Origin of the sequence: Streptomyces sp. NPDC005402 (assembly GCF_040606575.1) — a bacterium.
GTDB lineage: Bacteria > Actinomycetota > Actinomycetes > Streptomycetales > Streptomycetaceae > Streptomyces.
Map to the genome: position 1 here is coordinate 396,758 of NZ_JBEXFB010000001.1, position 14,290 is coordinate 411,047.

Here is a 14,290-nt window from a genome sequence, read left to right on the forward strand (position 1 = left end):
TCGTCACAGCTATCGCTGATGCCCGTTCGGAGGACGGCTGCCCGCGCCGGTGCGGCACGTGCCCGGCGGATCCTGCTTGCTCCGCCGGACACACCGCTGTGAGACTCGAAGGATGGAGACTTACGGGGGCCGCCGGAGCCAGGCGGAGCGGGATGCCATCACCGTGGAGATCGGATACGCGCTGTGCAGTGCGCTGTTCGCGGCGGCGGTGCTGTTCGGAGCGGTGGCGGGACCGGCGCTGCTGTTCGAACTGCCGGGCACCATGGAGAGGGTGCTGCTGCGCGTCGGGCTCACCGTCGCACCTGTGGTCTTCATGGCGCGGGTGATCAGTGTGCTGCTGCGCTTCCGACGCGAGATGCCTCAGCCCAGCCAGCCGGGCCGCACCAACCCCGACTCGTAGGCCAGCACCACCAGTTGGGCGCGGTCGCGGGCGCCGAGCTTGACCATCGTGCGACTGACGTGGGTCTTGGCGGTGAGCGGGCTGACGACCAGGCGGCGGGCGATCTCCTCGTTGGACAGGCCGATGCCGACCAGAGCCATCACCTCCCGTTCCCGCTCGGTGAGTCCGGCGAGGGCGCCTTCGGCCGCGGGCTCCTTGGAGCGGGCCGCGAACTCGGCGATGAGACGACGGGTCACCCCGGGTGACAGGAGCGCGTCGCCGCCGACCACCGCCCGCACGGCGCGCAGGAGTTCCTCCGGTTCGGTGTCCTTGACCAGGAAGCCGGAGGCACCGGAACGGATCGCCTCGAAGACGTACTCGTCGAGCTCGAAGGTGGTGAGCATGACCACCTTCACCTCCTCCAGAGCGGTGTCCTCGGTGATGCGCCGGGTCGCGGTTAGGCCGTCGAGCAGCGGCATCCGGATGTCCATCAGGACGATGTCCGGCCGCAGTTCCCGCACCTTGCGCACCGCCTCCTCCCCGTCCGAGGCCTCACCTGCCACCTCGATGTCCGGCTGTGCGTCGAGGAGGGCCCGGAAACCGGCCCGCACGAGTGACTGGTCGTCGGCGAGCAGTACGCGGATCACCGGTCGTCCTCCTTGGCCTTCACCTTGAGCGGCAGTACGGCGAGCACCCGGAACCCGCCCTCGGGACGCGGGCCGGCCTCGATCGTGCCACCGAGTGCGGCGGCCCGCTCCCGCATTCCGGCCAGACCATTGCCGCTGCCACCCGCGTCGGCGCCGCTCGCCGGCCCGTCGTCGTCGATACGGAGCCGGAGGGCGTCCCCGTCGTGATCGAGCCGCACGCGCGCGTGCCGCGCTCCGGAGTGCCGTACGACATTGGTGAGCGCCTCCTGGACGATCCGGAAGGCGGCGAGGTCCGCGCCGGGCGGCAGTGCCGGTGCCGTTCCCTCCACCTCGACCGTGAGGCCCGCGCCCGCCGCCTGGGACACCAGCTCGGGCAACCGGTCGAGGCCCGGCGCGGGCGCGCGCGGCGCGTCACCTGGGGTGCGCAGGGTGTCGAGCACCTGGCGCACCTCGCCGAGCGCCTCTTTGCTGGCGGCCTTGATGGTGGTGAGCGCGGTGCGCGCCTGTTCGGGGTCGGTGTCGAGGAGAGCGAGGCCGACGCCGGCCTGGACATTGATGACGGAGATGCTGTGCGCGAGGACGTCGTGCAGCTCGCGGGCGATCCGCAGCCGCTCCTCGTCGGCGCGCCGCTGTGCGGCCCGGGCCCGTTCGGCGCGCTCCCGGGCCCACTGTTCACGGCGGGTGCGGGCCAGCTCGGAGACGGCGACGATGGCGACGACCCAGGCGGCGATCACGCCCTCCTGACCCCAGGGGGCGGCCGAGTCCTTGGACGGCGGCAGCCACTGGTAGAGCCAGTGGGCCACGAGGACGTGCCCGGTCCACAACATCCCCAGCGCGGTCCAGGCGGCCTTGCGATGTCCGGCCACGACGGCGCTGAAGCAGGCGAGGGCGACGGTGAGGAACACCGGCCCGTACGGATACCCGGCACCGAGATACAGCATCGCGGCGGCCGTCGTACCGAAGACGACGAGCACCGGCTGCCGATGCCGCCACAACAGCACCGCGGATCCGATCACCAGCAGGGCCCGCGCGAACGGGTCGAGCGCGGCCCGCTCGGCCTGCTGGTGCGCGGCGTAGTTCGACCCCCCGAGCACGAAGAACGTGAGCAGCAGGGTGGACGGCCAGGGCCACCGGGCGCCCTGCCCGTCGCCGCCGGCACTGCGCCACCACGCGGGCCCGTGCCACCACCGCCGCGGCGGACCTCCCTCGCGCACGCCCCGCTCACCGTCCATGACAGCCACGCTAGACGGCCCGGCCCGACCAGGACGTCCCCCGAGCGTGGTGATCACGCGTACTCCCGGCGAAGTACGGCGGCGGCTGCGGACCCCGGCACGGCCTCGCCGCACGCACACTCCTACCGGAGGCCGACCCCCCGCCCCAGCCCCCGCACCGCGTACCGGAAGAACGGCTCCCGTTCCTCCACCACCCGGTTGAACTGGCCGAAGAGTTCGAAGCCGACCAGGCCGAAGAGCTGGGCCCAGGCCACCACGAGGGCCGCGGCCGCCTGGGACGGAAGGTCCGGGGCGAGGTCGGTGGCGATGCGGTCGGCCTCGGCGTGGAGCTCTCCAGGCACCGCGGGCAGCTCCGCCAAGCCCCCGGGGCCGTGGTGGGCGTCGCGGACGATGCCGATCAGGAGGAGGCCGACCCGGGCGGCGGGCGGGACGGTGGTCTGCGGTGCGGTGTAGCCGGGGACGGGAGAGCCGTAGATCAGGGCGTACTCGTGCGGATGGTCGAGCGACCAGCGGCGGACCGCCTCGCACACCGCGACCCAGCGCTCCAGCGGGGCCGCCTCCGCGACCGCCTCGTGCGCCTGTTCCGCGCTCTCCCCCAAGGAGTCGTAGGCGTCGATGATCAGTGCGGTGAGCAGGTCGTCGCGGCTCGGGAAGTAGCGGTACAGCGCCGAGGAGACCATCCCCAGCTCACGCGCCACGGCCCGTAGCGAGAGCTTCGCCGCGCCCTCCGCCGCGAGCTGCCGGCGCGCCTCGTCCTTGATGGCGGCGGTGACTTCGATCCGGGCGCGGGCCCGGGCGCCTTGTGCGGTGCTCATGCGATCAGTCTCCCACAGATGCAGAGCAGTGCACACAATCGAGAGCACTGCTCTTGCTTTGCGTCGCCGATCCGTGCAGACTGGTCCCACCGAAAGCGAGAGCACCGCTCTCTCAACCGATGGGGGACACCATGTCGTCGCCGTACTACCTCAAGGGCAGCCCGCTCAACGTCCGCCTCAACAGCGTCATCGGCTGGCTCGCCCGGCACGGCTTCAGCCTCGCGGGTACGGCGGAGATGTCGGTGCGCGGCCGCAAGAGCGGGCGGCTGCAGCGGATCCCGGTCAACCCGCACACGTACGAGGGCGGGCAGTACCTGGTCTCGGCCCGTGGCCACTCCCAGTGGGTGCGCAACATGCGCGCCGCCGGCGGCGGGGAGCTGAGGGTCGGCCGCAAGGTGCGGGAGTTCACCGCGGTGGAGCTTCCCGACGCGGAGAAGCTCCCGATCCTGCGGACCTACCTGGAGAAGTGGGGCTGGGAGGTCAACCAGTACTTCCAGGGCGTGACTGCCAAGTCCTCCGACGAGGAGATCATCGCGGCCGCCACCGACCACCCGGTCTTCCGGATCACGGTCGCGAAGTGACCGGTGGGATCGAGTGACCGGTCAGGAGGTTGCCTCGCCCTCCGCACCGCGCTCGGCCGGACGCGGGTCCAGCGCGGCCAGCGCCCGCTGGGCCATGGGCCGGCCGCGGACGAGCTCGCCCAGTGAGGTCGCGCCCTGGGTGATGTCCTTGAACGCGTTCCACGCCGGCCGGAAACCCGTCAGCGCCGCGTGGAACAGCCCGGGCCGGCGCTCGAACGCGGTCAGCATCCGCTTGCCGACACTCATCTCGACACCGAGTCCCGCCTTGATGGCGAACGCGTAGTTCAGTGCCTGGCGCCGGGCGTCCACCGCGTCATGGGCCTCCGCGATCCTGACCGCCCACTCCCCCGCGAGCCGCCCGGAGCGCAGCGCGAAGGAGATGCCCTCGCGGGTCCACGGCTCCAGGAGCCCCGCCGCGTCACCGCACACCAGCACCCGCCCGCGCGACAGCGGCGAGTCGTCGGCACGGCAGCGGGTCAGGTGGCCGGAGGAGATGCTGGGTTCGAACCCGGCGAGGCCGAGCCGCCCGACGAAGTCCTCCAGGTACCGCTTGGTGGCCGCGCCTTCACCACGCGCCGAGATCACCCCGACCGTCAGGGTGTCCCCCTTCGGGAAGACCCAGCCGTAACTGCCGGGCATCGGGCCCCAGTCGATGAGCACCCGCCCCTTCCAGTCCTCGGCGACGGTCTCCGGCACCGGGATCTCCGCCTCCAGGCCGAGGTCCACCTGGTCGAGCTTCACCCCCACATGCGCGCCTATCCGGCTGGCGCTGCCGTCGGCCCCGACGACCGCCCGCGCGAGCAGTGTCTCGCCGCCCTGGAGGACCACGGCGACCGTACGGCGGTCGGGCACCGCCGAGCCGTGCTGCTCGACGCGCTGCACCGTGACGCCGGTGCGCAGTTCGGCGCCCGCCTTCTGGGCGTGCTCGACGAGCTGCTGGTCGAACTCGGGCCGGTTGATCAGCCCGAACAGCATCTGCTTGGAGCGCCGGGTCCGCGTGAAGCGGCCGTTGTTCGAGAACGTGACCGCGTGCACCCGGTCCCGGAACGGCAGCTCGAAGCCGGGCGGCAACGAGTCCCGCGAGGGACCGATGATGCCGCCGCCGCACGTCTTGTACCGCGGCAGCTCGGCCTTCTCCAGCAACAGCACGCGCCGTCCCGCGACCGCCGCCGCATAGGCGGCCGAGGCGCCCGCGGGTCCCGCGCCCACCACGACGACGTCCCACACCCGCTGCGCGTCGTCGTGCACGCCGTCCGCCGAAGAATCGTCCGCCGAAGAGTTCTCGCTGCTCACGATGGTCTGCTGCTCCCGATCAAGCCATTGCCGCACCTGTCTCCCGCATCCTACGGCGGGCCCGCCCACAGACCACTGTGGGAGGATCTACGGCACTCACAGGTACAACGTCGCACCCACAAGGAGCGTGCCCATGTCGTCGAATCCGGTCGCCGAGACCGTCGCCTCGCTGATGCCGAGGGCGCGGGCCGAGCTCACCGAACTGGTGGCGTTCAAGTCGGTGGCGGACTTCGACCAGTTCCCGAGGAGCGAGAGCGAGGCCGCCGCCCGCTGGATCACGGAGGCGCTCACCGCCGAGGGATTCCAGGACGTGGCACTGCTCGACACCCCGGACGGCACCCAGTCGGTGTACGGCTACCTGCCCGGCCCGGAGGGTGCGAAGACCGTCCTCCTGTACGCCCACTACGACGTGCAGCCGCCGCTGGACGAGGCCGGCTGGACGAGCCCGCCCTTCGAGCTCACCGAGCGCGACGGCCGCTGGTACGGGCGCGGGGCCGCGGACTGCAAGGGCGGCGTGCTCATGCACCTGCTCGCGCTGCGCGCCCTCAAGGCCAACGGCGGGATCCCGGTCCATGTGAAGTTCATCGCCGAGGGCTCGGAGGAGCAGGGCACGGGCGGCCTGGAGCGGTACGCCGAGGCGCATCCCGCGCTCTTGGAGGCGGACACCGTCGTCATCGGCGACGCCGGCAACTTCCGCGTCGGCCTGCCGACGGTCACCGCCACCTTGCGCGGCATGACCATGATGCGCGTCCAGATCGACACCCTTGCGGGCAACCTGCACTCCGGCCAGTTCGGCGGCGCCGCCCCCGACGCGCTGGCCGCGCTGATCCGCGTACTGGACTCGCTGCGCGGGAAGGACGGCACGACGAGGATCGACGGGCTCGTGCCGGACGCGTCCTGGGACGGGCTCCAGTACGACGAGGAGCAGTTCCGTGCGGACGCCAGGGTCCTGGAGGGCGTCGAGCTGATCGGCGACGGTACGGTCGCCGACCGCATCTGGGCCCGCCCGGCCGTCACCGTCCTCGGCATCGACTGCCCGCCGGTCGTCGGCGCCACCCCGTCCGTGCAGGCGAGCGCCCGCGCCCTGATCAGCCTGCGGGTGCCGCCGGGCATCGACACCGACGAGGCGACCAAGCTGCTCCAGGCCCACCTGGAGGCGCACACACCGTGGGGCGCGCGGTTGAGCACCGAGCGGATCGGCCAGGGCCAGCCGTTCAGGGCGGACACCACCAGCCCGGCGTACGCGGCGATGGCCGACGCGATGGCGGTGGCCTATCCCGGCCAGGAGATGCAGTACGCCGGCCAGGGCGGCTCCATCCCGCTCTGCAACACCCTCGCGTCGCTCTACCCGCACGCCGAGATCCTCCTCATCGGCCTCAGCGAGCCGGAGGCCCAGATCCACGCCGTGAACGAGAGCGTCTCCCCGCAGGAGCTGGAGCGCCTGTCGGTGGCGGAGGCCCTGTTCCTGCGCAACTACGCGGCGCACTGATCCGACGCCTCTGCTGTCGGCAGAAGGCCCTCGTCCCCGGACGGGGGCCTTCCTACGGTCGTCCCATGGACGTCATCGAACTGCTCCCGCACCTCCACCTCCTGCGCTTCCCGGTCGGCCAGGCCTATCTCTGGCGCGACGGCGAGGAGTGGACCCTGATCGACGCCGGTCCGGCGGGTTCCGCCGCGTCGATCGCCGCCCGCGTACCGGGGCGCCTTCGACGGATCGTGCTCACCCACTTCCACGAGGACCACGTGGGCGGGGCGGGTGAGTTGGCCGCCATGACCGGCGCGGAGGTGCTGGCGCACCGGCTGGACGCGCCCGCCCTACGGGGCGAAGTACCAGGCCCGCCACCGGTGTTCGAGGACTGGGAACGCCCGCTGCACGCGGAGGCTCTACGGCACCTGCCGCGAGGCGAGTTCGAGCGGCCGTCGAAGGTCACCGAGCTGTCCGGCGGCGAGCTCCTCGACTTCGGCGACGGGGCGCGGGTGGTCCACGTCCCCGGCCACACACCCGGCAGCATCGCGCTCCATCTCCCCGCGCACGGGGTGCTGTTCACGGGGGACACGGTGGCCGCGTCGCCGGTGGACGGCAAGGTGATGCCCGGGGTGTTCAACGTCGACCGGGCCCAAGTCCTCGCCTCTTACGCCCGGTTGGCGGCCCTCGGCGCGAACATGACCTGCGTCGGGCACGGCGGCCCGATCATGGGGCCATGGAATCCCTCACCCGTCTCCGCACCCACGCCGACACCGCCACCACCCTCGCCCTCCTGAGCGACCGCGATCTCACGGAGCTGGTGGCGTCCGGTACGCCTGTCGGCACCGGGATCGGCGGTCGGACGACCCTGCTGGAGGTAGACGGCGTCACGGTGTTCGTGAAGCGGGTGCCGCTCACCGACACCGAACTCCACCCGGACCACATCCGCTCCACCGCGAACATCTTCGACCTGCCGCCGTACTGCCACTACGGCATCGGGGCGATCGGCAGCCCCGGCTTCGGCGCCTGGCGCGAACTGGCCACGCACGAGATGACGACCAACTGGGTGCGCACAGGCCGCTTCTCCGGCTTCCCGCTGCTGCACCACTGGCGTGTCCTGCCCGACGCGCAGCAGTCACTTCCCGAGCAACTCGTCGATGCGGAACGGGCCGTGGCCTACTGGAGCGGCGGCCGTGCCCGCATCGAGGCCCTGCGCACCGCGTCCACGAGCCAGGCACTGTTTCTGGAGTACCAGCCGTACACCGTCCACGACTGGTTCCACGAACAGCTTCGATCGGATGACGCCGACTCGGCCTGTGCCCTCGTGGAACAGGGCCTTGAAACGGTGATCGACTTCCTCCAGAGGCACCAACTCGTCCACTTCGACGCCCACTTCCGCAACATCCTCACCGACGGACAGCAGCTCTACCTGGCCGACTACGGGCTCGCTCTGTCCGGCCGGTTCGAACTCGCACCGCCGGAACGCGACTTCTATGACAGCCACCGGCGCTACGACCGCGCCTATGCCCTCTCCTACCTGGTCCACTGGCTGATCGTCGATCAATACGGCCTCGCCCGGGACGCCCGCCAGGACTTCATCCGCGCCTGCGCCGACGGCAGACGCCCCGAGGGAATCCCCGGGGCCGCCGCCGCGCTCATCTCGCGTCATGCCCGACTCGCAGCCGTGGTCGGTGACTTCAACCGGCGACTGGAGCAGGAGAGCAGGCTCACGCCCTACCCTCACGACGACGTCGACGCGCTGTCCTCCAATGTCGTCAGCGCCGGATCGAGCACGATGTCCTCGCCCCGGGCCTCGACGCTCGGCTCCTCAGGGAAGTGACACGCCGTCAAGTGGTCCGAGGCGTTGCCCGCCAGGCGCACCAGCGGCGGCTCGTGTGTCGCGCACCGCTCCTGGGCCTTCCAGCAGCGGGTCCGGAAGCGGCAGCCGGAGGGCGGGTCCACCGGCGAGGGCACGTCCCCGGCGAGCCGGATGCGCTCGCGGCGCCGGGTGCCGTCCGGGTCGGCCTCGGGGACGGCGGACAGCAGGGCGTGGGTGTAGGGGTGCCGGGGCCGCGTGTACAGCGTCTGCCGGTCGGCGACCTCCACGATCTTGCCGAGGTACATCACCGCGACCCGTTCGCAGAAGTGCCGTACGACGGCGAGGTCGTGGGCGATGAAGACGCACGCGATGCCGAACTCCCGCTGGAGGTCCTGGAGCAGGTTGACGATCTGCGCCTGGATGGACACGTCCAGCGCCGACACCGGCTCGTCGGCCACGATGAGCTTCGGACGCAGTGCGAGGGCGCGGGCGATCCCGATGCGCTGGCGCTGACCTCCGGAGAACTCGTTGGGGTAGCGGTTGTAGTGCTCGGGGTTGAGGCCGACCGTCTCGAGGAGTTCCTGGGCGCGCTTCTTGTGACCCTGGGGCGGGTTGATGCCGTTGAGCCGCATCGGTGTCTCGACGATCGTGCCGACCGTGTGCCGGGGGTTCAGCGAGGAGTACGGGTCCTGGAAGATCATCTGGAGGTTCCGGCGGGCCTCCTTCATCCGGTTCTCCGGGGTGTGGGTGATGTCCTCGCCGTCGAACACCACCTTTCCGGACGTGGGTTCCAGCAGCCGGGTGACCAGCCGGCCCGTCGTCGACTTGCCGCAGCCGGACTCGCCGACCAGGCCGAGCGACTGTCCGGCGCCGACCGTGAAGTCGATGCCGTCGACGGCGTGCACGGCTCCGATCTGCCGCTGGAAGACGATGCCGTGGCGGATCGGGAAGTGCTTGGTGAGGCCGGTGACTTCGAGCAGGTGCTCCCCGGTGGCGGGCTGGGTGGTGCTCACGGCATGCTCCTGTTCGTTCGCCGCGGTCACTGCGCGGCCCCCGCGGCCGTACGGACGCGGATCTCTTGCCTGGTCTCCGGGGTGAGGTGGCAGGCGGCGAGATGCCGGCCGGTGCCGGGCACGGCCACCAGCTCGGGCCGCTCCACCGCGCAACGGCCCCCGGTCACCCAGCCCTTGTAGGTGCAACGGGGGTGGAAGGCGCAGCCGCCAGGAGGGTTGATGAGGCTCGGCGGGGAGCCGGCGATCGGGTTCAGCCGTCGCTCCACGTCACCGGTGATCTGCGGCATCGACTCCAACAGGCCCCAGGTGTAGGGGTGCTGGGGTTCCTTGAGCACGTCGTGCACGGTGCCGTACTCGATGCGGCGGCCGCCGTACATCACCAGGATGTCGTCGGCGATGTCGGCCACCACACCGAGGTCGTGGGTGATGAGGATGACCGCGGAGCCGAACTCCTCCTGGAGATCGCGGATCAGGTCGAGGATCTGCGCCTGGACGGTGACGTCCAGGGCGGTGGTCGGCTCGTCGGCGATGAGCAGTTCGGGGTCGCAGACCAGCGCCATGGCGATCATCGCGCGCTGCCGCATGCCGCCGGAGAACTGGTGCGGGTAGTCCCGCACCCGGCGTTCGGGCTGCGGGATGCCGACCCGCTTCAGCATCTCCACCGCGCGCTCCCGGGCCTCCTTCTTCGAGACCTGGTGATGGACCCGGTAGGCCTCGGCGATCTGCGCGCCGACGGTGAAGTACGGGTGCAGGGCGGACAGCGGGTCCTGGAAGATCATGGAGACCGTCCGTCCGCGCAGCGCGCGCATCTCGCGCTCGGGAAGGGAGACCAACTCCCTGCCGTCCAGCCGGATCTCGCCGGAGACCTCGGCACGCGTGCCCTTGTGCAGCCCGAGCAGCGCCAGCGAGGTGACCGACTTCCCTGAGCCGGACTCGCCGACGATGCCGAGGGTGCTGCCCTTCTCCAGGGTGAAGGAGACGCCGTCGACGGACTTGACCATCCCGTCCTCGGTCGGGAAGTGCACCCGCAGGTCCCGTACGTCGAGGAAGGGGGCGGCCGCGGGATCGACGTCCGCCGGCTGCGGTGAGGTCTGGAGGGACACGGGGGTTTCCTTGCTGCGGTGAGGGGCTCAGGCGAGGCGGACACGGGGGTCGACGAGGCCGTAGACCACGTCGACGACCACGTTGGCGAGCACGACGAACGTGGCCGCGAAGAGCGTGGTGCCGAGGATGACCGGCAGGTCGGAGTTCTGCACCGAGTCGACCGCGAGCTTGCCGATGCCGTTGATGCCGAACACCGACTCGGTGATGACCGCGGAGCCGCCGATCAGGGAGCCGACGTCCATGCCGAAGATGGTGATGATCGGGGTGATCGCGGCCCGCAGGCCGTGCTTGAGGACGACCCTGCCGCTGGACAGGCCCTTGGCCCGGGCGGTGCGCATGTAGTCCTCGGCGAAGACCTCCAGCATGGAGGAGCGGGTGAGCCGGGTGTACAGCGCGAGGTAGACGATGACCAGGGTGGCCCACGGCAGGATCAGGCCCTGGAACCAGGCGCTCGGGTCCTGGGTGATCGGGGTGTAGCCGGAGGCGGGCAGGATCTGCCACTTGTCGACGAACAGGTAGAGCAGCAGCAGGCCGACGAAGTAGATCTGCACGGAGACACCGAGCAGGGCGAGTCCGACCGCCGCCTTGTCGGCCGCCCTGCCCCGGCGGACCGCTGCGAGCGTGCCGAGGCCGACGCCGAGGATCAGGAAGAACACCGCGGCGCCGAGGCCCAGCGACAGGTCCGCGGGGAAGTCGTCCAGCAGGGTGCTGAGGACGGGGGTGTCGGTCTGGAAGGAGATCCCGAGGCAGGGCGCGCCGCAGTGCACGCGCACGCTCTGGTCGCCGAAGTCCCGGCCGGCGAAGAGTCCCTTGAAGAACTCCCAGAACTGGGTGAGGAAGGTCCGGTCGAGCCCGAGCGAATGCTTGATCTCGGCCAGCCGGGACGGCGAGCAGGTCTTGCCGCAGGCCAGGAGTGCGGGGTCGGACGGCAGCGCGAAGAAGATCACGAAGGTGATCACGGTGATCACCAGCAGGATCGCGGCCGCTGCCAGCAGGCGCCGGATGAGGTAACGAAGCATGTCGTGCTGGACCCTGACGTGAGAGGGGGTGTGCCCGCCGGCCGGGGCCGCCGGCGGGCACAGGAGGAGTGCGTCAGCTCTGGACGGTCAGCTCTTGACGTACGCGTGGACCAGGCTGGGCTCGGCGAGGATGGGGTCCGAGATGACCCCGCCGACCTTGGAGCCCGCGAGTTCGCTGAAGTTCATGTACATCAGCGGGACCACGGCAGCGTCCTTCATGATCTGCTCGTCCAGGGCGCCGTAGGCGGCGTCGGCCTGCTTGATGTCGGTCATCTTGGCGATCTTGTCGATCTGCGCGTTGACCGCGGGATCGTTCAGGTACGAGAGGTCCTGGTTGGACTGCGGCAGCTTCGCGATCTGCCGCCCGTCGAACAGCACGGGCAGCATGGTGGAGGCGTTCGGCCAGTCCGCGATCCAGTCGCCCCAGGTGAGGTCGTACTGGTTCTTCACGTTGTCGATGGTGCTGAAGTAGTTCGCCGCGTCGATCGGCGTGATGTTCACCGTGATGCCGATCTTGCCGAGCGAGGTCTTCACCGCGTCGGCGAAGTGCTCCTCGGTGGTGGTGTTCTCGACCGCCAGCGACATGGTGAGCTTGGGGTTGCCGGCCTGCTTCATCAGCGCCTGCGCCTTGGTGAGGTCACCCGCGGGGTTGGTGCTGTAGAGGTTGAACTTCTGGTAGCCGCCGATGCCGGGGCTGAGCATGGTGCTCGCATAGCCGCCGTACGCCGACCCGCCGAACGCGCCGCGGACGGTGGTCTTGTCGATCGCGTCCTCGATGGCCTGACGCACCTTCAGGTCCTTGACCCTGGTGGTGTTGATCGCGAGGTAGTTGATGCCGGGGGCCGGGATCTTGTACAGGCGCGACTTCAGAGACGGGTCGTCGGAGATCGTCGTCAGGTCGGAACCGGCGATCGGCCACTGCATGATGGAGGTCTGGGCGGTGCCGGCGTCGGACTTGATCTGCTGGTCGATCGCCGACTGGTCCTGACCGAGCTTCACGTCGATCTCGTTGACGTTCTGCTGCCGGATCGGGTCCGTCGACTGCTTCCAGTGGGTGTTCCGGACGAAGACGGCTTCCTTGTTCTTGGTGTACGACTTGATCATGTACGGCCCGTCGGACCAGACGTGCGTGTCGTAGGTGGCGCCCGTGTCATGGGCCTTGGGCACCGCCGACCAGCCGGGCATGGCGGTGGCCTGGTTGAAGTCCGTGACGGGCTGGTCGAGATCGAACACGACCGTGGACGCGTCCGGTGTCTGGATGGAGGCGAGCTCCTTGCCCGAGTAGGGCCCCTTGTAGGAGGAGCCGCCGACCAGCCACTGACTGGCGTACGGCGGGCCGCCGTTGATGTCGGGCGAGAAGAACCGCTCGACGCCGTACTTCACGTCCTGCGCGGTGACCGCCTTGCCGTCCTGCCAGGTGACGCCCTTGCGGAGGTGGAAGGTCCACACCGTGTCGTTCTTGCTGGGCGTTCCGGTGTCGGTGGCCAGGTCGCCGACGAGCTTGGGCTGGGAGCCGGTCTCGTCCCATCCGGTCAGGGTGCGCACGAGCTCCTCGTCCATGCTCGAACCCTCGGTGGTGTACACGCGCTGGGGGTCGAGGTGGTCGAAGTCGGCGTGGTCGAGGACGGTCAGCGTGCCGCCCTTGGTCGGGGAGCCGCTCCCGGTGGTGCTGGAGGAGCCCCCGCATGCGGTGGCCCCCAGTGCGATCGCCACGGCGGTGGCCGCGAGCGCGATCGAGCGCCTTCTGCGCGTCATGAGGTAACACTCCGTTCTTGTACGGCTGGCGGCGGCCCAGGTGGGGCCGTTGGCGCCGGTGTCGAGGGGACCGCGTCAGCTGCGGGCCGCGCGGGGATCCAGGGCGTCCCGGACGCCGTCACCGAGGAGGTTCAGCGCCAGGACGAGCATCAGCAGCAGGACTCCGGGGACGAACAGGTACGTGGGGTCCTGGAGGAAGAACTGGGAGGCGTCCGACAGCAGCGCCCCCCAGTCCGGGTTGGGCGGGATGACGCCCACGCCGAGGTACGACAGGGCCGCCTCGGTGGTGATGTTCTGCGGGACGGCCAGCGCGAAGGAGATCAGGACCGGCGCCCACAGGTTCGGCAGCAGTTGCCGGAAGAGGATGTGCCGGCGCCCGGCGCTCATGATCCGCGCGGCGTCGACGAACTCCCGCTCGCGCAGCGACAGGACCTGCCCGCGCACCAGCCGGGCGGTGTAGGCCCAGGCGAACACCGCGATGTTCAGGACGAGGACCAGCAGCCGGAGGTTCTCGTCGGTGCCGCCGTGGCTGTTGGTCTGCATCGCGTTCTGGATGACCGGGGTCAGCGCGATGATGAACAGCAGCTGCGGGAAGGCCAGCATCACGTCCATGATCCGCGACAGCACGGAGTCGACCCAGCCGCCGGAGTACCCCGCCGCCAGGCCGGCCACGACACCGACGACGGTGGACAGCACGGCCGAGGCGAAGCCTACGAACAGCGAGGTGCGCAGGCCGTAGACGATCCGGGCGAACAGGTCGTAGCCGGTGCCCGGTTCGACCCCCAGCAGGTGGGTGAGACTGATCCCGCCCAGCGCCCCGCGCGGGAAGTTGCCGGTGTCCGGGTCGATCGCCCTGCCGTCGGGGGTGATCGGCCCCCAGCCGGTGATCGCCGTCAGGACCGGGGCCAGCAGCGCGATCAGGATGAAGAGCACCGTGATCACGAACGCGGCCATGGTGACCTTGTCCCGTCTGATGCGCCGCCAGGCCATCCGGGCGGGCGAGCGTCCGGCGATCACCGTGCCGTCGCTCCGCGGGTCCGGCGACGGTTCACCGGCTTGCGTGGTGCCGGTGTCGGCGGGCATCGGCTGCTGTTGCGTCGTCATCGTGCGGACGTCCCGGGTATGTGCTGGGGCCGGCGCGGAGTGGTGGCCGTCGCCGGCGGGCGGG

The 14,290-nt window shown here is 70.5% G+C and carries 14 protein-coding genes; 5 read left to right on the top strand and 9 right to left on the bottom strand.

Going from position 1 to position 14,290, the window contains the following annotated elements; translation table 11 throughout:
* The first annotated feature begins 112 nt into the window (after positions 1-112).
* A complete protein-coding gene (locus tag ABZT02_RS01825) occupies positions 113-400 on the top strand; it encodes a DUF6332 family protein (RefSeq protein WP_356013170.1) in 288 nt (95 codons plus the stop codon).
* Here the strand turns inward: ABZT02_RS01825 and ABZT02_RS01830 are convergent.
* From ABZT02_RS01830 to ABZT02_RS01840, 3 genes are all read right to left on the bottom strand, one after another.
* The gene (locus tag ABZT02_RS01830; RefSeq protein WP_356013173.1) at positions 361-1,026 is read right to left on the bottom strand and encodes a response regulator transcription factor; all 666 of its coding nucleotides are present in this window, start codon (positions 1,024-1,026) and stop codon (positions 361-363) included. The two genes, ABZT02_RS01825 and ABZT02_RS01830, sit on opposite strands and share 40 nt — an antisense overlap.
* On the bottom strand, positions 1,023-2,258 hold the full coding sequence (locus ABZT02_RS01835) for a sensor histidine kinase (protein WP_356013175.1): 1,236 nt from the start codon (positions 2,256-2,258) through the stop codon (positions 1,023-1,025). The genes ABZT02_RS01830 and ABZT02_RS01835 overlap by 4 nt, the downstream gene beginning before the upstream one ends.
* A 122-nt stretch (positions 2,259-2,380) precedes the next feature.
* On the bottom strand, positions 2,381-3,073 hold the full coding sequence (locus ABZT02_RS01840) for a TetR/AcrR family transcriptional regulator (RefSeq protein WP_356013177.1): 693 nt from the start codon (positions 3,071-3,073) through the stop codon (positions 2,381-2,383).
* A 131-nt stretch (positions 3,074-3,204) separates the two neighbouring features.
* On the opposite strand from ABZT02_RS01840, the gene ABZT02_RS01845 reads away from it, so the two are divergent.
* Complete coding sequence (locus ABZT02_RS01845) at positions 3,205-3,654, top strand: nitroreductase family deazaflavin-dependent oxidoreductase (RefSeq protein ID WP_356013674.1); 450 nt, start codon at positions 3,205-3,207, stop codon at positions 3,652-3,654.
* Positions 3,655-3,675: 21 nt separating this feature from the next.
* Here ABZT02_RS01845 and ABZT02_RS01850 read toward each other — a convergent pair whose 3' ends face one another.
* Positions 3,676-4,947 carry a geranylgeranyl reductase family protein gene (locus ABZT02_RS01850; protein WP_356013179.1) on the bottom strand — a complete coding sequence of 424 codons (1,272 nt, stop codon included), beginning with the start codon at positions 4,945-4,947 and terminating at the stop codon, positions 3,676-3,678.
* 133 nt (positions 4,948-5,080) lie between these two features.
* Here ABZT02_RS01850 and ABZT02_RS01855 point away from each other — a divergent pair, with 133 nt between their 5' ends.
* The 3 genes from ABZT02_RS01855 (at position 5,081) to ABZT02_RS01865 (ending at position 8,252) form a co-directional block, all read left to right on the top strand.
* Entirely contained in the window at positions 5,081-6,436 is a 1,356-nt protein-coding gene (locus tag ABZT02_RS01855) for a dipeptidase (RefSeq protein WP_356013181.1), read from the top strand.
* 65 nt (positions 6,437-6,501) lie between these two features.
* Positions 6,502-7,209 carry an MBL fold metallo-hydrolase gene (locus ABZT02_RS01860; RefSeq protein WP_356013183.1) on the top strand — a complete coding sequence of 236 codons (708 nt, stop codon included), beginning with the start codon at positions 6,502-6,504 and terminating at the stop codon, positions 7,207-7,209.
* Entirely contained in the window at positions 7,149-8,252 is a 1,104-nt protein-coding gene (locus ABZT02_RS01865) for a protein kinase family protein (protein WP_356013185.1), read from the top strand. The genes ABZT02_RS01860 and ABZT02_RS01865 overlap by 61 nt, the downstream gene beginning before the upstream one ends.
* Here the strand turns inward: ABZT02_RS01865 and ABZT02_RS01870 are convergent.
* The 5 genes from ABZT02_RS01870 to ABZT02_RS01890 all read right to left on the bottom strand — a co-directional run bounded on the left by ABZT02_RS01870 (position 8,153) and on the right by ABZT02_RS01890 (position 14,226).
* Entirely contained in the window at positions 8,153-9,274 is a 1,122-nt protein-coding gene (locus ABZT02_RS01870) for a dipeptide ABC transporter ATP-binding protein (RefSeq protein ID WP_356013186.1), read from the bottom strand. The genes ABZT02_RS01865 and ABZT02_RS01870 overlap by 100 nt on opposite strands.
* Complete coding sequence (locus ABZT02_RS01875) at positions 9,271-10,347, bottom strand: ABC transporter ATP-binding protein (protein ID WP_356013188.1); 1,077 nt, start codon at positions 10,345-10,347, stop codon at positions 9,271-9,273. The genes ABZT02_RS01870 and ABZT02_RS01875 overlap by 4 nt, the downstream gene beginning before the upstream one ends.
* Before the next feature lie 27 nt (positions 10,348-10,374).
* Positions 10,375-11,367, bottom strand: coding sequence for an ABC transporter permease (locus ABZT02_RS01880; protein ID WP_356013190.1), 993 nt, complete (start codon positions 11,365-11,367; stop codon positions 10,375-10,377).
* Positions 11,368-11,454: 87 nt separating this feature from the next.
* The gene (locus tag ABZT02_RS01885; RefSeq protein ID WP_356013192.1) at positions 11,455-13,122 is read right to left on the bottom strand and encodes an ABC transporter substrate-binding protein; all 1,668 of its coding nucleotides are present in this window, start codon (positions 13,120-13,122) and stop codon (positions 11,455-11,457) included.
* Between the two features lie 75 nt (positions 13,123-13,197).
* Entirely contained in the window at positions 13,198-14,226 is a 1,029-nt protein-coding gene (locus ABZT02_RS01890; protein ID WP_356013194.1) for an ABC transporter permease, read from the bottom strand.
* Positions 14,227-14,290 lie beyond the last annotated feature (64 nt).

Coding starts and splice junctions, on each gene's coding strand:
- ABZT02_RS01835 (WP_356013175.1), bottom strand. CDS start 2,258: ATGGACGGTGAGCGGGGCGTGCGCGAGGGAGGTCCGCCGCGGCGGTGG.
- ABZT02_RS01825 (WP_356013170.1), top strand. CDS start 113: ATGGAGACTTACGGGGGCCGCCGGAGCCAGGCGGAGCGGGATGCCATC.
- ABZT02_RS01840 (WP_356013177.1), bottom strand. CDS start 3,073: ATGAGCACCGCACAAGGCGCCCGGGCCCGCGCCCGGATCGAAGTCACC.
- ABZT02_RS01865 (WP_356013185.1), top strand. CDS start 7,149: ATGGAATCCCTCACCCGTCTCCGCACCCACGCCGACACCGCCACCACC.
- ABZT02_RS01880 (WP_356013190.1), bottom strand. CDS start 11,367: ATGCTTCGTTACCTCATCCGGCGCCTGCTGGCAGCGGCCGCGATCCTG.
- ABZT02_RS01860 (WP_356013183.1), top strand. CDS start 6,502: ATGGACGTCATCGAACTGCTCCCGCACCTCCACCTCCTGCGCTTCCCG.
- ABZT02_RS01855 (WP_356013181.1), top strand. CDS start 5,081: ATGTCGTCGAATCCGGTCGCCGAGACCGTCGCCTCGCTGATGCCGAGG.
- ABZT02_RS01890 (WP_356013194.1), bottom strand. CDS start 14,226: ATGACGACGCAACAGCAGCCGATGCCCGCCGACACCGGCACCACGCAA.
- ABZT02_RS01845 (WP_356013674.1), top strand. CDS start 3,205: ATGTCGTCGCCGTACTACCTCAAGGGCAGCCCGCTCAACGTCCGCCTC.
- ABZT02_RS01885 (WP_356013192.1), bottom strand. CDS start 13,122: ATGACGCGCAGAAGGCGCTCGATCGCGCTCGCGGCCACCGCCGTGGCG.